This is a genomic window from Oligoflexus sp. (genome assembly GCF_035638955.1).
Taxonomy (GTDB): Bacteria; Bdellovibrionota_B; Oligoflexia; order Oligoflexales; family Oligoflexaceae; genus Oligoflexus.
Window position 1 is genome coordinate 1 of sequence record NZ_DASQYZ010000061.1, and the last position, 20,498, is coordinate 20,498.

Annotated in this window: 16 protein-coding genes; 13 read left to right on the forward strand and 3 right to left on the reverse strand. The window is 53.9% G+C overall.

Annotated features, from left to right (window positions below; all coding sequences use genetic code 11):
• On the reverse strand, positions 1-609 hold a 609-nt coding region (locus tag VE954_RS06370; RefSeq protein ID WP_324950818.1), incomplete at its 3' end, for a carboxypeptidase-like regulatory domain-containing protein.
• A gap of 356 nt (positions 610-965) precedes the next feature.
• On the opposite strand from VE954_RS06370, the gene scpA reads away from it, so the two are divergent.
• The 5 genes from scpA to VE954_RS06395 all read left to right on the forward strand — a co-directional run bounded on the left by scpA (position 966) and on the right by VE954_RS06395 (position 7,238).
• Positions 966-3,119: a methylmalonyl-CoA mutase gene (gene scpA, locus VE954_RS06375; protein ID WP_324950820.1), complete on the forward strand. Its 2,154-nt coding sequence runs from the start codon at positions 966-968 to the stop codon at positions 3,117-3,119.
• Positions 3,116-4,102 carry a methylmalonyl Co-A mutase-associated GTPase MeaB gene (gene meaB / locus VE954_RS06380; RefSeq protein ID WP_324950822.1) on the forward strand — a complete coding sequence of 329 codons (987 nt, stop codon included), beginning with the start codon at positions 3,116-3,118 and terminating at the stop codon, positions 4,100-4,102. The genes scpA and meaB overlap by 4 nt, the downstream gene beginning before the upstream one ends.
• A 13-nt stretch (positions 4,103-4,115) precedes the next feature.
• Positions 4,116-5,495: a cytochrome P450 gene (locus VE954_RS06385; RefSeq protein WP_324950824.1), complete on the forward strand. Its 1,380-nt coding sequence runs from the start codon at positions 4,116-4,118 to the stop codon at positions 5,493-5,495.
• A gap of 18 nt (positions 5,496-5,513) precedes the next feature.
• Complete coding sequence (locus VE954_RS06390; RefSeq protein ID WP_324950826.1) at positions 5,514-6,110, forward strand: hypothetical protein; 597 nt, start codon at positions 5,514-5,516, stop codon at positions 6,108-6,110.
• 135 nt (positions 6,111-6,245) lie between these two features.
• Positions 6,246-7,238 (forward strand): low specificity L-threonine aldolase, encoded by a 993-nt coding sequence (locus VE954_RS06395; RefSeq protein ID WP_324950828.1) that lies wholly within the window; start codon positions 6,246-6,248, stop codon positions 7,236-7,238.
• On the opposite strand, the gene VE954_RS06400 is transcribed toward VE954_RS06395, so the two are convergent.
• Entirely contained in the window at positions 7,235-7,864 is a 630-nt protein-coding gene (locus tag VE954_RS06400; protein ID WP_324950830.1) for a hypothetical protein, read from the reverse strand. The two genes, VE954_RS06395 and VE954_RS06400, sit on opposite strands and share 4 nt — an antisense overlap.
• A gap of 16 nt (positions 7,865-7,880) precedes the next feature.
• Positions 7,881-8,429 carry a cyclic nucleotide-binding domain-containing protein gene (locus tag VE954_RS06405; protein ID WP_324950832.1) on the reverse strand — a complete coding sequence of 183 codons (549 nt, stop codon included), beginning with the start codon at positions 8,427-8,429 and terminating at the stop codon, positions 7,881-7,883.
• 145 nt (positions 8,430-8,574) lie between these two features.
• On the opposite strand from VE954_RS06405, the gene VE954_RS06410 reads away from it, so the two are divergent.
• The 8 genes from VE954_RS06410 (at position 8,575) to VE954_RS06445 (ending at position 20,197) form a co-directional block, all read left to right on the forward strand.
• A complete protein-coding gene (locus VE954_RS06410) occupies positions 8,575-10,728 on the forward strand; it encodes a molybdopterin-dependent oxidoreductase (RefSeq protein WP_324950834.1) in 2,154 nt (717 codons plus the stop codon).
• Positions 10,729-10,816: 88 nt separating this feature from the next.
• Positions 10,817-11,728 (forward strand): alpha/beta hydrolase, encoded by a 912-nt coding sequence (locus tag VE954_RS06415; RefSeq protein WP_324950836.1) that lies wholly within the window; start codon positions 10,817-10,819, stop codon positions 11,726-11,728.
• 211 nt (positions 11,729-11,939) lie between these two features.
• Positions 11,940-13,391 (forward strand): aldehyde dehydrogenase family protein, encoded by a 1,452-nt coding sequence (locus VE954_RS06420; protein ID WP_324950838.1) that lies wholly within the window; start codon positions 11,940-11,942, stop codon positions 13,389-13,391.
• A 21-nt stretch (positions 13,392-13,412) separates the two neighbouring features.
• Complete coding sequence (locus tag VE954_RS06425) at positions 13,413-14,435, forward strand: AraC family transcriptional regulator (RefSeq protein WP_324950840.1); 1,023 nt, start codon at positions 13,413-13,415, stop codon at positions 14,433-14,435.
• A 122-nt stretch (positions 14,436-14,557) separates the two neighbouring features.
• A complete protein-coding gene (locus VE954_RS06430) occupies positions 14,558-15,769 on the forward strand; it encodes an acetyl-CoA C-acetyltransferase (RefSeq protein ID WP_324950842.1) in 1,212 nt (403 codons plus the stop codon).
• Positions 15,770-15,778: 9 nt separating this feature from the next.
• Complete coding sequence (locus VE954_RS06435; protein ID WP_324950844.1) at positions 15,779-17,914, forward strand: 3-hydroxyacyl-CoA dehydrogenase NAD-binding domain-containing protein; 2,136 nt, start codon at positions 15,779-15,781, stop codon at positions 17,912-17,914.
• A gap of 15 nt (positions 17,915-17,929) precedes the next feature.
• Positions 17,930-19,075, forward strand: coding sequence for an acyl-CoA dehydrogenase family protein (locus tag VE954_RS06440; protein WP_349263802.1), 1,146 nt, complete (start codon positions 17,930-17,932; stop codon positions 19,073-19,075).
• Positions 19,076-19,081: 6 nt separating this feature from the next.
• Entirely contained in the window at positions 19,082-20,197 is a 1,116-nt protein-coding gene (locus tag VE954_RS06445; protein WP_324950848.1) for a CaiB/BaiF CoA-transferase family protein, read from the forward strand.
• Positions 20,198-20,498 lie beyond the last annotated feature (301 nt).

A 20,498-nucleotide genomic window follows, 5' to 3' on the forward strand; every position in this document is an offset into this window, starting at 1 on the left:
CCCAAAGGAATCGTCCTGCCGCATACCGTCGATGGTGATGCTGTTGAAACGATTGTTGGCACCGCCGACGCTCAGGCGGCCGTTATCCACCACCACGTCAGGGGCGCGACGAATAATATCCTTAATATCCTGGCGAACGGAAGGCGCATTGCGGATATCGCCGCTGAAGAAAGATGACTTTGAAGACGTTTGCATCTCGCGTGCCGCGGTGACCTTCATCACCTCCGTTTTGCCGAGCGTGATGATATCACCCGTGTTGTTACCGGCATTGAGTTGAATGCCATCACGAGTGATGTTCTGCAGGCCGGCTTTCGAGGCTTTGAGCGTGTAGGGTCCGCCAACGCGAAGACCGGTAAAAGCAAACTGGCCGTTGGTGGTGGAGACAGCCTGTTTACGCACCTGGGCGGCCGGGAATTCAAGGACAACTTCAGCGTCGGCTACGGGTTTACCTTCGCTATCCACGACAGTTCCGCGATAACTCGCCGAGGTCATCTGAGCCAAGGCGTCACTGAATGTTCCGACTAGAACAAAACAGCTTAGTAAAATGATGAGCCAGCTCTGTGCTGGCCGGATCCTCTGCAAAATACGAAAACGTTGATACTGAGGCATCAGACTTTCCTTCTAACTGGAACGGATGATTAGAGCGGCATCCTTCTTACAAGATCCTCATACAAATGGGAAGGTCAAAGCCTGGGAGTTCAGCGTTTTTACCTAGTCTTTATGGGTTTTTGCAATTCCCCTCGTCTTCACGAATTTTTTACAACCCCTATGGACGAATCGTGATCAGGATTGCTCGTCTGCGTCAATTCGATCCAAACCGTTGAAAATGAAAGCTCTGGTCAGCTGGGACGCTTTTCACTAAAATCCAGCGGCTGCCCAGGACCTTGTTTAACAAGCTTTCGTGAAGGCGAGGAAGCGGCAGCGGACGCTTCATTTTGGGGCAGGGCAGACATAAGGACACATCCATGAGCACTTCCTATCGCACCGGCAGCAAGGATCTCTCCGCCTGGGAAAATCTCGCGCGCAAGGATCTTGGCTCCGATCCTCTTGAATCATTGAACCGGCAGACGCCGGAAGGTGTGCCGATCAAGGCCCTCTATACCGCCAAGGATTTGGAAGGGATCGAATCGCTGGACACGGTGCCGGGTTTTGCGCCTTATACCCGCGGCCCGCGCGCGACGATGTACACCGTCAAGCCCTGGACCATTCGCCAGTATGCTGGGTTTTCCACGGCCGAGGAGTCGAACCAATTCTATCGACAGAATTTGGCAGCGGGGCAGATGGGTCTTTCCATCGCGTTCGACCTTGCGACCCATCGCGGCTACGACTCGGATCATCCGCGCGTGACGGGGGATGTGGGCAAGGCCGGTGTGGCCATCGATTCGGTTGAGGATATGAAAGTCCTCTTCGATCAAATCCCCCTCGAAAAAATGTCGGTTTCCATGACCATGAATGGGGCCGTGATTCCGATTCTGGCGGCCTATATCGTGGCTGGAGAAGAGCAAGGCGTGAAGCCTGAACAGCTGTCCGGCACGATCCAGAATGATGTTTTGAAAGAATACATGGTGCGGAACACCTATATTTATCCGCCCGAACCTTCGATGCGCATTGTCGGCGATATCATTGATTTCACAGCGCGTCGAATGCCGCGGTTCAATAGCATCAGTATCAGCGGTTATCACATGCAGGAAGCTGGCGCCAATTCCGCCATTGAGCTGGCCTTCACCTTGGGTGATGGGATTGAGTATGTGCGCGCCGCGATCGCGCGGGGATTAAAGGTGGACGAATTCGCGCCGCGGCTTTCGTTCTTCTTTGCGATCGGCATGAATTTTTATATGGAAGTGGCCAAGCTGCGAGCCGCGCGCACGCTCTGGTATAAGCTGATGCAGCAGTTCGAACCCAAGGATCCACGCTCCTCGATGCTGCGCACCCATTGCCAGACTTCGGGTTATTCTTTAACCGAACAGGATCCTTATAACAATATCATCCGCACCACGATTGAAGCGATGGCTTCCGTCTTTGGTGGAACCCAATCGCTGCACACCAATTCCTTTGACGAAGCGGTGAGTCTGCCGTCGAATTTTTCGGCTCGGTTGGCCCGTAACACGCAGCTCATTATCCAGGAAGAGACGGATATCTGTCACGTCGTCGATCCTTTCGGTGGCAGCTACTTCATGGAGTCCCTGACCCAAAACCTCATGAATGAGGCCGAACGGATTCTGCGGGAAGTGGAAGAAGCCGGCGGCATGGTCAAGGCCATTCAGCAGGGCCTGCCGAAGCTGAAGATCGAGGAAGCCGCAGCGCGTAAACAGGCGCGTATCGATTCCGGACAGGATGTGATCGTGGGTGTGAACAAATATCAGACCAAGGAAGAATCGAAATTCGAAGTTCGTGATGTCGACAACACCAAGGTGCGGGAACAGCAGGTCGCGCGATTGCAGGCCATTCGCCAATCGCGGGATGCAGCGCGGGTCAAGACCACGCTGGAAGCTTTGGAAGCTGGAGCCCGAGCCAATGGCAATCTTTTGGAACTGGCCTTGGATTGCATGCGCGCCCGGGCCACCGTTGGTGAAGTTTCGGACGCCATGCGCCGCGTCTTTGGCGAGCATCGGGCACCGATTCAATCCGTCAGCGCGGTTTATGCAGCGGAGTATAAGATGAAATCTGATTTTGATGATGCCCGTAAGCTCATTGCTGCATTTGCCGATCAGGAAGGGCGTCAGCCACGTATTCTGATTGCCAAGCTGGGTCAGGACGGACACGACCGCGGCGCCAAGGTCATTGCCACCGGGTTTGCCGATCTGGGTTTTGATGTCGACATCGGTCCTTTATTTCAAACCCCTGAAGAAGCCGTGAAGCAGGCGATCGAAAACGATGTGCATGTGATCGGTATATCCTCGCAGGCCGCTGCGCATAAGACACTGGTGCCGCGATTGATTGAGCTGCTCAAGCAGGAAGGTTCCACTGATATCGCCGTGGTCGTGGGCGGCATTATTCCCCAGCAGGATTATGAATTCCTCTTTCAAAGCGGAGCGGCCGCTGTGTTTGGTCCTGGTACACCGGTGCCCACAGCCGCGGTGGAAACATTGGAAGCCATCAAGCGGATGAGGAAGGGATGACCATCGATATCCAGGCTCTTGAAACAGCGCTGGTATCGGGTGATCGGCGTGGGTTGGCCAAGGCTTTGACCCTGATCGAGAGTCGACGTGCGGATCATCGGCTTTTAGCTGGCAAACTTTTATCCGCCCTCTATCCGCGAACGGGTCGTGCCACGCGCATCGGTATCACGGGTTCACCTGGTGTTGGGAAATCGACCTTTATCGAAGCCATGGGCCGTTTCTTTCTGGACCAAGGTCATAAGCTTGCGGTGCTCGCAATCGATCCGAGTTCACCAAGGTCACATGGCAGTATTTTAGGCGATAAAACCCGCATGGAAGAGCTTTCCGTGGACCCGCGCTGCTTCATTCGACCGTCGCCTTCGGGACTGTCACTCGGTGGTGTGGCACGGCGTACGCGGGAGTGTGTCCTGCTGTGCGAAGCCGCGGGTTATGACACCATTATTATTGAAACCGTAGGCGTGGGGCAGTCGGAAACTTTAGTGTGTTCCATGGTGGATGCCTTTCTCTTTTTGCAGCTGCCCAATGCGGGTGATCAGCTGCAGGGCATTAAAAAAGGTATTTTGGAACTCGCCGATCTTGTGGTGGTGACCAAAGCCGATGGTGCCTTTGAGCAGGCGGCCCGCCGGGCTCTTGTCGATCATGAAATGGCCTTACATTATATGCAGCCTGATCCTGATCGTATGCCGGTCCGGGTGATGCTCTGCAGCGCTCTGGAAAAAAAGGGCTTGCGTGAGGTTTATGATACGCTGCTCGGGAATCTGCAGACCCTGCAGGCCGATGGGCGTTTGCAGAAGCGAAGGCAGGCGCAGCGGGAGGAGTGGTTCGAGTCCGAGCTGCAGGGCCAGCTGATGGACCTTCTGTGGCAGGATCGAAGCTTTAAGAAAGATATACAGAAGTTGAAAGGCAAGGTCGCTCAGGGCATCATGTCCCCGACTGAAGCGGCCCAGCAGGTGATTGCAGGAGTGGATCTCAAGCGGGGCTAAACGGAGGTCACAGATGATAGCAGAACGCTGGCTGAATCTTGTTCGTCCCCAGGCTCCCGATTTTGTTCCCGGTCCCACCCGCACCTCGCCCCTGGAATTTATGCGGGAAATGAGCCGTGATCCGCTCGATTTTCTGACTCGCATGCACAAGGATCACGGTGATATTGTTCGTTTGCCTTTTGCCCTGGCGCGCATTTATTTGATCACCGATCCGGATCTGATCGGTCGGATCCTCCTGAACACTGAAAAAACCAATCGTAAATCCCTGGGTTATCGCCGGTTGAAACTGCTGCTTGGTGATGGTCTTTTGACCAGTTACGGCGATCTGTGGCGGACCCAAAGGCGCCTTGCAACCCCGGCGTTTCATCAGAAAGCGATGCATGGTTTTTTTGATATCATTCAGGAGGAATCCCTCAAGCTGGTCGAGGAACTGAGTGAGCGGATCAAGACCAATCCGCTGGTGAATATTTCCGATGAAATGTCGCGTCTGACGTTCACCATTATCGTGCGTATTCTGTTTTCGATCAATATGCAGGACAAGGCCAGTGTCGTTAAAAACGCCCTGACCGAATTGCAGCATTATTCCAACCTTCTGTTCTATTCAGTTTTCACTCCACCCTTGGCTATCCCCACGCCTTCCAACCGGCGCGCGACGAAGGCCATGAAGGATCTGGATCAAATCGTCTATCAATTGATTGAGGAGCATAGAGCCCATCCGGATCGTTATCAGGATCTGCTGTCGCACTATTTGCAAAGCCGCGATGAAGAAACCGGAACCGGCATGAATGATAAGCTCCTGCGGGACGAGGTCATCACCTTGATGCTTGCCGGGCATGAGACCACGGCCATTTCCCTGAGCTTCGCACTGGATCTGCTGGCTAAAAATCCCCGTCCTGCCGAACTCCTGGCTCGAGAACATGCGGCGTTGCCGAGCGATACTCTGACTCTTGCCGATGTACCGAAACTTGAATACACCCAGCAGGTGTTTTCGGAAGCGATGCGTCTTTATCCCGCCGCCTGGACGGTGGGACGCGAAGCGACCGAAGAGATCACGTATCAAAATTATAAATTTGGGCGGGGCAGCACTTTTCTTTGCATGCAGTATCTCACGCACCGGCATCCGAAGTATTGGTCCAACCCAACTGGGTTCCGGCCGGAACGCTTTTCCGCGGAAGAATCCAAAGGCCGGCATCCTTTCGCTTACTTTCCTTTTGGTGCGGGCCAAAGGTCCTGTATTGGATCGAATTTGGCTCGTTTTGAAGCCCAAATTATTCTGGCCACGCTTTTCCGTCATTTCAAAATGGAACCTGTTGCGGAGGCACGCTATCAAATCAAGCCTCTCATTACACTTGTGGTGGAGCCTGGTCTTACGCTGCGACTGAGTCGGCGCTAGGAGGCTGGGACACATTTAATGTGTCCCAGCCTCCTAGTGCTGATCTGGAATGAAGACTGTGCGTTGCCGCCGATTCAATTTGAAAGTATAGGTGAACGCAGCGGAGTCGGCGTTGCGGTTATGGATCAGTTCAAAGACAGTCACGGGATTCGCTTTACGACTTTGAGCGGGACTCCCGGCGTGCTCGCCGGCTATAATCAGGCCACTCCGGTTGGCTACTTTGGTGGGCCGAATAACGTCGCCAACTTCCTTGCGCCGAATCAAAATGGCGGTAAATTCTTTATCACCGATCGGCATAAGCAGGCTGAATCCACGGATACACTCGTGATTGACTATGACAAAGCGGTGAAAGAGGCGAGCATGGATCTGGTGGATATCGACTTTTCGGAAACGTATGTCATCCGCGCGCTTAACAGTCAAAATCAGACGGTCGATGAAGTTCAGGTCCAGGCCGCGACGATAGGAGCCCGCGACGGTCAGTTGAGTCGATTCGTGGTCCGGAGTCCGGATGGCTCCAGCAGTATCAGGAAGCTGCATATCTTTGGATTTAATCCCACAGGTAACCTAGGGATTGGCTTTGGTATCGATAACTTCTCGCCCCGTTGCGCGCGCTAGTTTTTGCACGCGTTCATCTGCCTTTTTCTTTGAACCGGCGCCGCAGTCCCGCTATAAGATAAGTCCGCTGATGACGTGGAAGAGAGCCGGGCATGACGCTTCGGCTAAGCCCGCGTCGGCAAGGACGAGAAATTCATGAAAAGTTTTGGCAGTGATAATCATTCGGGTGTTCACCCCACAGTCCTAACCGCCATTCAGGAAGCCAATACCGGTCATCAGCCCGCATACGGTGCCGATGCCGTAACCGAGGCTGCTCGCAAACTTTTTCGTCAGACCTTTGGGCCCGACTGTGAAGTGTTTTTTGTCTTCACGGGTACAGCCGCCAATACTCTGGCCATTCGTGGCCTTTGTCGACCTTATGAGGCGGTTGTCGCAACGTCCTGTGCCCACCTGAATGAAGATGAATGCGGAGCGCCTGAGTATATCTCCGGGAACAAGATTTTAAGTTTTCCTCCCGTGCAAGGCAAGCTCACGCTCGATGTGATCGAACGTCTGCGCATCAATCCCAACGATCCCCATCGCGTGCTGCCTCGGTTGGTGAGCCTTACCCAGGCGACTGAGCTGGGAACAGTTTATAGCTTGAATGAACTGCGGGCTCTGACGGACCTCGCTCATAAGCGAGGCATGCTGGTGCATATGGATGGGGCGCGGCTGGCGAATGCTGCGGTTTATTTGAACTGTGATCTGTCCGATGTTACAACCGCGGTTGGTGTGGATGCTGTAAGTTTTGGTGGGACTAAAAATGGGCTGCTGTGCGCGGAAGCTTTAGTGTTCCTGAAACCTGATCTGGCGCCGTCCTTTGCTTTCATTCGGAAGCAAAGCATGCAGCTGGCGTCCAAGATGCGTTATCTTTCCTGCCAGTTTCTACCGTATCTCCAGGATCAACTTTGGAAGAAAAACGCGACCCAGGCCAACACGATGGCGCTTTATCTTCGGCAACGCCTCAGTCAACTGCAAGACTGCGAGATCCCTTATCCGACTCAGGCGAATGAGGTCTTCGCCATCCTTCCCACGACTCTTGCGAAACATATGCAGGAAAAAGCCCGAGCCTATGCGTGGGATGGCCCCTTGCATCGTTTTGTGACGTCGTTTGATACGACGAAGGCGGATGTGGATGCGTTGTTTTAGATCAAGGGTCTGAGCCAATCAAAGAACCCGCGTATGCTATCGATACTGCGACGAACGCTGTGCGGATCGTCGAGCCCATGATCCGCTTTCGGAACCATCCAGATGCGATAGCCGTCTTTGCGCAAGGTATCCACGCGATCGCGGGGGGCACAGGAATCTTCCTCACCGATCACGAATACGGTCGATTCCGGGAATTTGCGTAGACGCTGGAAAACTTCGTCGAGTTGGAGTTGGGGACTTAGAGAAATGATAAGGTTGTTCGGGCTGAGCGTGAATCCTGAGTTCAACGCCTCCGCCAGGATGCTATTGCCGTACGAAAAGGCGGCAATGGTCTGCTTCTGCTGACCGGTCTGCTGAGCCCAGTCGGTACAGAGGCGGGTTACGGCGCGGCGCAGGATGGGTCTTTTATTAGGTTCACTGATGAAGTCGGGTTTGTAGCCGATGCAGGTGGCTGAGTGCCCCACTTCCAGGTGCAGGTTGGTCAGGTAGTAAAGCCAAGGCCGATCGTATCGATAACCGCCGCCGCTAAGAACGAGAAGCGCACCGCGTTCTTCCTTGCTGCTCAAGGTCTCCGAATGGGGATCCACACCATCGTATCGACTGAAGTCCAAATTTATTTTTTTCATGGGAGTCGGCACGTCTTTAGTCCTTCGTCTTGCGCAGGGCGTATTTCCAAAGCAACTGCTGCGAGCTGATATAATCCGAATTCAAAACCCGAAACTTCTCACTCAGAACCGTAGCACAGTTTCGATAGAACTGAGCCTTGGTTAAATCCCCCTCACGGTCCAAAAACGATTCGAACAGGGTCGCTTCCAGCGTGAAAAGATAGGCCTGGGCATCCGCCGAAACAGTCGCGGAGCGGGGCGCCTGATCGAATAAACTTAATTCCCCAAAGCTGTCGCCGGATTTTAACGTGGCCAAACGGTGCGCATCACCCGTGAGACTGTCGCGCTTGTAAACGGACAGTTGTCCGCCGAGTATAAGGAAAAGTCCGCGCGACGGTTCGCCTTCGATCACCGCATGGGCGGATTTCTTGATCACCTGGATACTGCCCATGCTCCAGATGCGCCTTCTTTGCTCTTTGGTGAAGGTTCGGAAGAGAAAGATCGTAAGAAGTTGCTCGGCGCCCCAATCGAGGTCCCGGTAGAGGTCGATTTGCGGTATCGAGAACGGTTTAGAGAGATCTTCCATGTCTGCTTTGCTCCAGTTTCCAGTCTAGCAAAACCCCGGAAAAAAGGAGACGGAACGGTTTTGCCTGGTAAGATCACGTTTGGTATTTCCTTGAAATTCACCCGACATGTGGCAAGATTCAGGCACATTTCCTGGAGGGACCAACATGTCACAGAGCGTTAAACGGGTGTGCAATCTCTGCGAGGCCATGTGTGGCCTGACCATCGAGCAGGCGGAAGATCTCTCGATGACCATTCGCGCCAACAAGGATGATGTCTTCAGTCAGGGGGCGTTTTGCCCTAAATCACAGGGCTTGAAAGACCTTTGGCAGGACCCGGATCGGGTGCGTCAACCTTTGAAAAAAGTGGACGGCAGCTTTCAACCCATCGGCTGGGATCAGGCCTTCCAAGAAATCGCGGATAAGATCAATCAGCTGCAGAAAAAGTACGGGCGTTCGTCGATAGCCACCTATGCCGGCAACCCCAACACGCATAACTTCGGCAATCTGATTATGCTCCCAGTTTTTCTGCGCGGGATTCGCTCGCATAATAAATATTCAGCCACGTCCGTGGACCAGCTACCGCATATGCTGGTGAGTTATCTGATGTTCGGTCATCAACTTCTGCTGCCGATCGCGGATGTGGATCACACGCGTTATATGCTGATGTTTGGCGCCAACCCTGCCGTTTCCAATGGCAGCCTTCTATCATCGGCTGGCCTCTCGACACGATTGAAAGCGATTCAGCATCGCAACGGCAAGGTTGTGCTGTTCGATCCTCGCTATACGGAGACCGCATCCCTGGTTTCGGAACATTATTTCATTCGACCTGGGACGGATGCCTTTTTGTTGGCTGGAATCGTCAAGCTGCTCTTTGATCGGAAAGCGGTGCGACCGGGACACCTTCATTCCGTGATCAAAGGACTCGTGCAGCTGGAAGCTCTCTTTCAGGATGTGGATCTTGATCAGGTGAGCACGATTACGGGTGTGAACCGCGAGATCATCGAACAGGTGGCGCAGGATCTGCAAACGTACGAACCGGCGGTCTGTTACGGACGCATGGGCGTGTCAACCCAGGCTTATGGAGCTGTGTGCCAGTGGCTCATCAACTTGATCAATATTCTGACCGGCAATTTTGATAAGCGTGGCGGCGCGCTCTTTACCAAGCCGGCCTTTGATGTGGTGGAGCTGGCCGCCCGGATGGGCAGTCGCGGCAGTTTCCGTCGGCGTAAAAGTCGAGTGCATCAGCTGCCTGAATTCGGTGGAGAAATGCCGGTCGCAACGCTGGCCGATGAAATTCTGACTCCAGGTGAAGGCCAGATCAAGGCCCTGATCACCATTGCCGGCAATCCGGTGATCAGTACGCCCAATGGTCGTAAACTTGAAAAAGCCATGGATCAGCTTGATTTGCAGGTCGCCATCGATTTCTATCAGAACGAGACCACAGCGCGGGCGGATTATATTCTGCCGCCGACATCGTCCCTGGAGCATAGTCATTACGATTTGATTTTCAATGCGCTGGCTGCGCGCAACATCGCCCGTTTTTCACCTGCAGTCGTGAGGTCGCCCAAGGACAGTCGTGAGGACTGGGAGATCCTGCTCGAACTTTGGGCACGGATTGGTTATAAGGACAGCGTCATCGATCGTTCCAGAAAATTTCTGATGAAAAAATCCTTGCAGGCCATGGGCATGGAACGGCTGGTGGATCTGGGTCTGCGCATCGGGCCTTACCGGAAAACAGGGATCAGCCTGAAACAGCTGAAGCAAAATCCCGACGGCATCGATCTGGGGCCCCTTCAACCGAGTCTTCCTCAAAGACTTTATACCAAGGATAAACGCGTTGACCTTTGCCCTCAGCCTTTGCTGGAAGCCTGGCAGGTGTTTCGGGCGGATCCCGCTTGGCGGCAGTCCCGCAACCCTCATCCCGAGGATTTCCTGCTGATCGGTCGTCGCAACCTGAAGAGCAACAATTCCTGGATGCACAACCTGCCCAGCCTCGCGCGCAGCAAGAATCAGTGCTATCTGATCATGAACAAGGAAGATGCCGTCCGTCGGAGCATTGTGGATGGAAGTCAGGTGCAGGTTTCGAGTGACATCGGCTCGATCGAGCTCCCGGTCATGATCAGCGATCGCATCATGCCGGGTGTCGTCAGCATCCCTCACGGCTGGGGCCATGATCGGAGCGATGTGCGGCTGACTTTGGCCCGCAAATCACCGGGTGTAAGCTTGAACGATATTATGGACGATCGTCAGGTGGATGTGTTTTCCGGCAATGCGATTTTGAACGGACAGCGTGTGCGGGTTTCAACGTTCGCGAAATAAAAGCATGGTTTTTGCAGGAAGTTCTCGATTTCTTTCGTCTTGCGCATTATGATGAGGGAATACAGCCAAACATCGCGAGGACTTTGCCATGCCAATAGTCACAATGCGGGACGGAAGTACTGTCTTTGTCCGCGTTCTGGGTCGTGGTCAACCTGTTGTCATGCTGCACGGTTTCGCGTTGGACAGTCGGCACTGGCTGCCCTTGATTGCTCCTTATCTCAATTCCTATCGTTTCATCATGCCCGACTTTCGCGGGCATGGTCGCTCCGGGACCGGTGGTCTGCATCGCTCCCGGGTGCTTGATACCCTTTGTGACGATCTGGATGATGTCCTCGATTTCCTGAAGATCGATCAGGCCATGCTTTGCGCTTATTCCATGGGAGCCCTGGTCGGCCTCGAATATACCTTGCGTCGGCAGCAGGAGCGGATTGAGCGTTACCTGCACATTGAAATGAGTCCCCGGTTTCATAATTCGAACGATTGGTCGAATGGCTTCAATCCGCAGTTGATTGAGCAGGCCAAGGTTCTGATCGATCTTTGGGGGCAAAAATCATCCGATGCCGGGGCCTTTTATCGTTCCCTGGTTCATGAAATGGTCAGGCAGGCCTTTCCCCAAAAGTGGATCATGCAGATGGTGGAGGCGCTGCCGCTCCGCCTCCTGGATCCCATGCTGCCGAATCCTGACTTCACGCATGAAATTTTCGGTTTCCTTTTGGAAACTGATTTCGATGTGCGGGCCCGTGTTCCGAATCTACAGATTCCTGGTTTGATCATGAGCGGTCGTCATTCCCGTTATTTTCCCTGGGAAGGCTCGGACTGGCTGCATCAGAACTGGGACCAAAGCGAGCATTTGGTTTTTGATCACAGCGGTCATGGTCTGATGTATTCGGAGCCGCTGAAATTCGGTAAAGCCTTCCAATGTTTTCTGACTGGCGAGATCGAGCGCGTGCACGACATCCGTAGCAGTCGCAACTGGCTGCGTCTCCGGACCGCTGGTTAATCCTCCTCATACACCCTGAGTACATCAAGCCCATGCGGAGTACGGCCCCTGCGTAACCCCGCGTTTTGCGTGGATTCCGTGGGGCGCTCCCATGGAAGGTCCTGGCGTTTGCAGGAATATATCTTGCCACGTAAGTCTACGGTGCTATAGTTAGCGCAATTTCTCATAATATGTCTTCCTGTCTTATGCAGAGCAAGAAGGAGCCAGAGCGATGTTCGACGTCCCAACCAAAGCGCTCGAATCAACGGTTGTATCGGTCATTCCCACCTTGCCCCAAAGTATCGTGGATACCCAGGAAGTGCTCAACATCATGCGGCGGCAGGATCAATTTTTTGCCAGCGGGATGACCCTGAGCGAAGAGTTTCGTCGCGCTCAGCTGTTCAAACTGCGCAAGGCCGTGGAAAAACATGAAGGCAATCTTATTCAGGCCTTTGCCAAGGATTTGCGCAAATCAGCGACCGAGGCTTATTTTGCCGAAATCGGCGTGACTCTGGCTGAAATTCGGCATGCCCTTCAGCACCTGCGCGGTTGGATGAAACCGGAACGTTCGGCCACACCCATGGCACTGGCACCCGCGCGGTCTGAAATTCGTCGCGAACCCTTGGGTCGTTGTCTGATTCTGAGTCCATGGAATTATCCTTTGCTGCTGAATATCACGCCGCTGGTGGCTGCACTTGCCGCGGGCAATGTCGTGGTTCTGAAGCCTTCGGAACTGGCACCGGCCATGTCCGCGGCGATCCGTGAAATGCTGCAGGATACCTTCCCCCCGGAACTCGTCACGGTGCTGGAAGGCGGCGTTGAGATGAGTCGTATGCTCCTGGCCGAACGCTGGGATTTGATTTGTTTCACCGGTGGCACGGAAGTGGGACGCTCGGTGGCTCAGGCCGCTGCGAAACACCTGACGCCTTGCATCCTGGAACTGGGTGGCAAGAGCCCATGTCTGGTCAGCCGAACGGCAGACCTGAGTGTTGCGGCCCGTCGCATCGTGTGGGGAAAATTTTTGAATGCGGGTCAAACCTGTTTGGCTCCGGATTATATCCTGGCTGACGAAAGTATTCATGATGCTCTGGTGGCCACGTTACGCGAGGAAATTCTGTTGCGTTTCGGCAGCGAGCCCTTGAACCATGCTCAGCTGCCCCGCATCATCAATCAGCGGCATTTTCTGCGCCTGCAAAAAATGCTGACCCCAGGCTCGGTGATTCATGGCGGCCGTAGCGATGCTGAAGCCCTGCTGATCGAACCCACGCTGGTCGCCGCCGAGGATCGTTCAGCGGCAGCCATGCGCGAAGAAATTTTTGGCCCTATTTTGCCTATTTTAAAGGTCAAAAACATGGCCGACGCCAAGACTTTCGTCAAAGCTGGTGAGAAGCCTTTGGCCCTTTATCTGTTTACGGCTGATCGGTCTGAACAGGAGGATATCCTCGGTTCGATTTCCTTTGGTGGAGGTTGCATCAATGATGTACTGGTGCACGCTGGGAATCGTGGTCTACCGTTTGGTGGCGTGGGCGAAAGCGGTATGGGCGCCTATCATGGTCGCCATGGATTCGAAGCCTTTTCGCATCGTAAGGCGATTGTGCGCAACAATACTTTGATCGATGTGCCTTTGCGTTATGGACCCTGGGGCCGTTTCAAAGACAAGGCTTTCCGTCTGTTCCTGAACTGACCGAAGCCTAAGGAATCGATTATGCCGCGACAGGATTGGGTTGCCATACGTTATGTGAAGTTTCTGCTGGCCACGGAATTTGGTCGGCAGAATGTTTCCTCACTCCTGGCGCGTGCGCAGATCGATGAAACGCTGCTGGCTGATCCGACGGCTGTTGTCACTACGGCCCAGTATTCACGTCTGATTCGCCACCTGATGATGGTGACCCGTGATGAAAGTTTTGGTTTCACCGCGCATGGGTTGAAGCTCGGCACGTTTGCCATGATGTGCAACGCCATCATTCATTGCGAACAGCTGGAACAGGCCATCAAAACCTGCAATCGATTTTACCGCCTCGTCACCGATGATTTCAGTCTGCACCTCAAACGTCAGCAGGATAATGCGGTGATTGAGCTGCATATCCACCAGCCGCTGGCGGGTCCACCCGGGTTTTTTACCGAAGCGACCTTCGCCATGCTCATGCGATTATTCTCGTGGCTGATCGATAAACCCATTCTTCCAGGACGCGTGGACTTTGCCTTTGGTCGCGAGGAAAGCGGGCATTCGTTTGAAGGGAAGATTCCTGGTGACGTCTGCTACCGGCAGGCCTGTTCCCGTTTGCATTTCTCCGCACATCTTTTGCGCGAGGACATCAAACACGATCGCATGGAGTTGCGTGAACTTCTGGAAAAGGAAACGCATCGCTTCCTGACCGATTTTCGCAAGGAAGATAGTTATACGGCTCGGATTCGGCATTCCTTCATGCATGATGAGGACGTGATCAACAAGAGCCTTGAAGCCTTTGCCCGGGACTTTGGCATCAGCCCCTCCTCCCTGCGCCGCAAGTTGCGTGAGGAAGGCCAGAATTTTCATGACCTCCGTGAGTCCATTCGCAAGCAGCGTTCCCTTTATTTCCTGAATCAAACCCACAAAAGCATCGATGCCATCGCGGCCGCCACCGGCTATTCCGAATCCTCGACCTTTCACCGGGCTTTCAAAAAATGGACCGGTTTGACACCACAGGCCTACCGTCAGAAGCCTCAAAGTCGCACTGACATGGGTTGATTCGTCGGTAATTTGAACACTTCTGCCAATTAAAGTGATCGCTCCTGCCATTGTCAAGATCTGCGATTCTCCCTAGAGTTCGAGCTAATGCACGCTCAAAGACAGCCAGACAGGGAGTATCAATGACTGGACATGCCTATATCTATGATGCCGTTCGAACTCCAAGGGGCAAGGGCAAAGCGGATGGGACACTCTATGAAGTCAAGCCCATCAGTCTCTTGTCCCAGCAGCTCAAAGCCTTGCAAAAGCGCAATAACCTCGACACCAGTCTGGTGTCGGATGTGGTGATGGGTTGTGTCACTGCGGTGGGTGAGCAGGGCATGAACATCGCAAAATCCGCCGCAATGCTCGCGGATTGGAATGAAGTGGTCGCGGGTGTGACCTTGAACCGTTTCTGTGCCTCGGGTTTGGAGGCCATCAATCTCGCCGCGGCCAAGGTAGCTTCAGGTTATGAAGACCTTGTGGTGGCCGGTGGTGTGGAATCGATGTCGCGCGTTCCGATGGGAATGGATGGCGGTGCGTGGGCTCAGGATCCCGAGACCAACCTACATGCGGGTTTTATGCCGCAGGGTTTGGGCGCTGATCTGATTGCCACTCTGGAAGGTTTCAGCCGCGACGCCGTGGATGAGTTTGCCTTGCAGTCGCATATCAAGGCCGCACGGGCTGAGAAGGAAGGTTATTTTAAGAAGTCCCAGGTTCCTGTTGTGGATCAGAATGGGCTTTTGATCCTGGACCGCAATGAAATGATCCGGGCGGAAACCAATCTTGCCGCTTTGAATCAACTGAAGGCTTCCTTTACCAAAATGGGCGAGATGGGTTTTAACACCGTCGCCTATCAAAAATATCCCGCCGTCGAGCGCCTCAACCATGTGCATACCGCAGGCAATTCCTCGGGTATCAGTGACGGTGCTGCGGCGGTTCTGGTCGGCAGTCAACAGATCGGTGATAAACTGGGCCTCGCGCCTCGCGCGCGTATTCTCGCCACAGCAGCGGTTGGTTCCGAACCGACCATTATGCTGACCGGCCCGGCTCCTGCCACACGTCTGGCTCTGAAAAAAGCCAATCTGGATTTTAGCGATATCGATCTCTTCGAAGTCAACGAAGCCTTTGCTTCGGTGGTTTTGAAATTTCAAAAAGAAACCGGCGTGCCGATGGAAAAAATCAATGTCAACGGCGGGGCCATTGCCATGGGCCACCCGCTGGGAGCCACCGGCGCTATCCTGACCGGAACCCTGCTCGATGAGCTGGACCGTCGTCAGCTGCGCTATGGTGTGGTGACCCTTTGTATCGGTGCCGGTATGGGTATCGCCACTGTCTTTGAACGAATCGGATGAGGGATTGTCATGAATGATATTCGTTTGGAAAAAGATTCGAATCAGATTGTCACCCTCACCTTTGATGCTCAGGGTCAATCGGCTAACACCATGAATGCCGCCTTTCGCGATTCCCTGCGTGCGGTTACGCAGCAGATTGTTGCGGACAAAAGTAACATCAAAGGCATCCTCCTGACCTCGGCCAAGGCCACGTTTTTCGCGGGTGGCGATCTGAACGAATTGATTCAGGTCGGACCTGAAGATGCGGACAAAATTTTTGCCATGGTGGAAGGCATCAAGGCGGATCTCAGAAAACTGGAAACATTAGGTGTTCCGGTTGTGGCGGCGATCAATGGCACCGCCATGGGTGGCGGTTGGGAAATCGCCCTGGCCTGTCATCACCGTTTGCTGCTGAATGATCCCAAGGTTCGTGTTGGTTTGCCTGAAGTGACGCTGGGACTCCTGCCTGGTGGCGGCGGCGTGGTGCGAACCATTCGTTTGCTCGGTCTGGAGCAGGGCATGCCGCTTCTGATGGAAGGCAAGCAGCTGACTGCGGACGCTGCTTTGAAAATGGGCCTTGTGCATGGCCTGGCCTCTTCGACGGAAGAGTTGAACGAGAAGGCCCGACAGTGGATTCTGGCCAACCCTGCGTCGAAGCAAATCTTTGATCAGGACGGTTACAAGGTTCCCGGTGGTAACGCCAAAACACCAAAATTGGCTGAAATGCTGCCCATCGTTCCGGCCATGCTGCTCGATAAAACCAAAGGCTGTTATCCCGCTCCAGAAGCCATTTTGGAAGCTGCTGTGGAATCCTTGCATGTGGATGTGGATACGGCGCTGCGCATTGAAAGCCGTTATTTCGCCCAGCTCGCAACCAGCCAGGTTGCGAAGAATATGATCTCGACCTTCTGGTTCCAATTGAATGCCATCAAAGCTGGCGAAAGTCGGCCCAAGGATTTCCCTCGACACAAATTTCAAAAGATCGGTGTTTTGGGCGCGGGCATGATGGGCGCAGGTATCGCCTATGCGGCCGCGAAAGTTGGCATTGAAGTTTATCTGAAGGACGTCAGCCTCGAAGCCGCAGAAAAAGGCAAAGCCTACTCAGCGAAAATTCTGGATGGCCGCCTGCAAAAGGGCCAAATCACAGAAGGCGACAAGGCAGCCTTCCTGGAGCGGATCAAGCCGGTTGATCAGTATGAGTCCCTTGCGGCTTGTGAGCTCGTGATTGAGGCTGTGTTTGAAGACCGTCAGGTCAAACGCGATGTCACCGAAAAAACGGTCTCCGTTTTGCCCAAAAACGCAATCATGGCTTCGAACACCTCGACTTTGCCGATCACCAGTCTCGCGAAAGCATCAGCTTATCAAAATCAATTCATCGGTCTGCATTTCTTCTCGCCAGTCGACAAGATGCAGCTGGTGGAAATTATTCTGGGTGCAGAAACTTCGCCGGAAACGCTGGCCCGCAGTTTCGATTTCGTTCGTCAGATTGACAAGATCCCCATCGTGGTGAACGATAGCCGCGGGTTTTATACCTCTCGCGTGTTCGGTCTCTTTACCCAGGAAGGCATCGCCATGCTGGGTGAAGGTCAGGCTCCGATGGCCATCGAACGCGCCGCTTTGCAGGCCGGTATGCCGGTGGGACCTTTGGCGGTCTCGGATGAAGTCAGTCTCTCGCTCTTTGATCTGGTGCGCAAAGCCACCGAAGCCGACCTTGCCAAACAGGGCAAGCCTGCACCCCAGCATCCAGCTTTTGCTGTGGTTGACCGAATGCTTCATGAATTCAAGCGCAAGGGCAAGGCCGCCGGCGCTGGATTTTATGAATATCCGAAAGATGGGAAGAAATATCTTTGGCCTCAATTGAGCAGCCTTTACCAGGGATCACCGCTGCCGTTCCAGGACCTGAAGGACCGACTCCTTTTCATTCAGGCGCTGGAAACCGTCCGCATCTATGAAGAAAAGGTGCTGATGTCGGTGGCGGACGCCAATCTTGGCTCGATCTTTGGTTTTGGCTTCGCGCCCTGGAGCGGCGGGACACTGCAGTTTATCAATAGCTATGGCGTGCGTGCCTTTACCATGCGCGCACGTGAGCTGGCGGAACGCTACGGTGATCGCTTCACGCCGCCCGGGCTGCTCATTGAGAAATCTGAACGCAACGAAAATTTTTAGTCACAGGGGCCAATGATGTTTACCAAGCGCACGATCTATAACAACGAACATGAGATGTTCCGGGAAAGTTTCCGCAAGTTCCTGCATAAGGAAGTGCTTCCCTATCAGGAAGAGTGGGAAGCGGCCGGGATTATCCCACGTGAAGTTTATGCCAAATGCGGGGAGCAGGGTTTCCTCGTTCCCCAGGCGCCGGAAGAGTACGGCGGGCTCGGTATCCATGATTTCCGTTATGAAGCCATCATGCTCGAGGAGCTGGCCTATTATAACGAATTCGGTCTGATGCTGGGTCTGCACAATACGATCTGCGCCCCTTATATTTTGACCTATGGCAACGAGGAACAGAAAAGACGCCTCGTTCCTAAAATCGTCAGCGGCGAAGGGATCCTGGCGGTTGCAATGACCGAACCCGGTGCTGGCAGTGATTTGGCAGGGATGAAAACCACGGCTGAAGATCGTGGGGATCATTGGGTGCTGAATGGGCAGAAGACTTTCATTTCCAATGGTATCAACTCCGATATCATTCTGGTGGCTGCGAAAACAGTTCCTGGTAATCCGCATGCGATGGGCATCTTCATCGTCGAGCGTGGGGATCTGGGTCTGGAACGCGGCACACCGCTGAAGAAGATCGGCCTTTTGTCCCAGGACACGGCCGAACTTTATTTCGAAAACGTTAAAGTGAAGAAAACCAATGTTCTGGGTGACCCGACCAAAGGCTTCAAGTACCTGATGGCCCAGCTTGCGACGGAACGTCTCTCGCTGGCCGTCGGTGCAGTTGCCAACTGTCGAAGTGCGATCGAAACGACCATCAAGTATGTCAAGGAACGGAACGTTTTTGGCAAACCTGTGTCGTCCTTTCAAAACACCCAGTTTAAGCTGGCTGAATTGGCCACGGAAACCGATATCGCCCAGGTTTATGTCGATCGCCTGATCGAGGAACAGAACAATGGTACGGTCAGTCCTGAGCAGGCCTGCGGTGCCAAGTACTGGACCACGGATCTGGCCTGCAAAGTGATGGATGAGTGCCTCCAGCTGCATGGCGGCTATGGTTATATGAAGGAATATACCATCAGCAGAATGTGGCTGAACGCTCGCATCGGCCGCATCTATGCCGGTGCCAATGAAATCATGAAGACGGTCATTGCCCGTCAGATGCAGCTCTAGGAGTCCATGATGCAGCCCTTTGCCCATCTCAAGGTTCTCGATTTCACCACGCTGTTGCCGGGACCCTTTGCCACGATGTACCTTGCGGATTGGGGGGCTGATGTTTTGCGCGTGGAAGCGCCGGACCGGGAGGACATGACCCGAACCATGCCGCCCTTTGTCCGAGGCGTGAGCACGACCCATGCGTTTCTGAATCGATCCAAGAAGTCGATCGTTTTGGATTTGAAAGATGAAGATGCGCGCAAAAAAATTATGGACCTGATTCAGGACTACGACGTTGTCGTCGAGCAGTTCCGTCCGGGGGTGATGGCGCGCCTGGGTCTTGATTACAAGACCCTGTCCGCCGTCAACCCTCGTCTTATTTACTGCTCGCTGACGGGTTACGGCCAGACAGGCCCTTATGCGGACCGCGCGGGTCACGACATTAACTATGCAGCCCTCAGCGGCCTATCCGCGATGACGGGAACCCGGGCTGGGGGACCTGTGATTCACGGTGCCCCCGTCTGTGATCTGGCGGGATCCTTCCATACGCTGTTTGGTCTTCTGACCGCTTTGTATCATCGGGAACGAACGGGTGAAGGTCAGGCTGTGGACATTTCCATCACCGATAGCAGTCTGATGCTCTCCGGTCTTTGGATGTCGATGAGCCTCGCCGCGGAGCAGTATCCCACATGGGAGGGCACTCTGCTCAATGGTGGGTCGTTCTATGGTTATTATAAAACCAGTGACGGCAAATACCTGAGTGTGGGTGGCTTGGAACCGAAGTTTTTGCGTGGTTTTTTGGAGGCGATCGATGGGCTTGATCTCCTGCAAGGGGATTTGACCCGACCTGATTATCTGATGCGCATGCGCATTGAAATCCAGGCCCGCATTCAGCTGAAAACGCTCGAAACGTGGCTGCAAATTTTCACGAAGCTCGATGTGTGTGTGGAACCGGTCCTGAGTCTGGACCAGGTGATCCGCCATCCGCAATTTCAGGCTCGCCAGATGTTTGTGAATGTGCCGGCCGGTGTCGGCGCGCAGCAAAAACAACTGGCGTCACCGCTCAGGTTCTCCAGCTTTGAACCCATCTATCGTTTCATAGGTGCGGCCAAAGGAGCTGACAACGACCTTCTGATCTGAGGTATGGGCAACCGGATGTGGGCTCACATACGTTTGTTGTGATACTACTGTCTTAGAGGTCCCCTGCTCCCCGGGGGATCTTTTTTTATCGGATCAGCCCGTAATACTCCAGCCATAGCCTGTCCCGAGCCTGCGAGGTATCAGACGGGCTTGGCAGGAAATACAAGGCTGTTGCCATCTCCCAGATCGGAGATAATCTTGTGCTTTCCTATTTAAAATTATGGTAAAAGATCCGTCGGAGGCAAGGATGCTGCTGACGTACAGGTTCCGACTGAAAGATGGAATGAAACGTAAAGAGCTC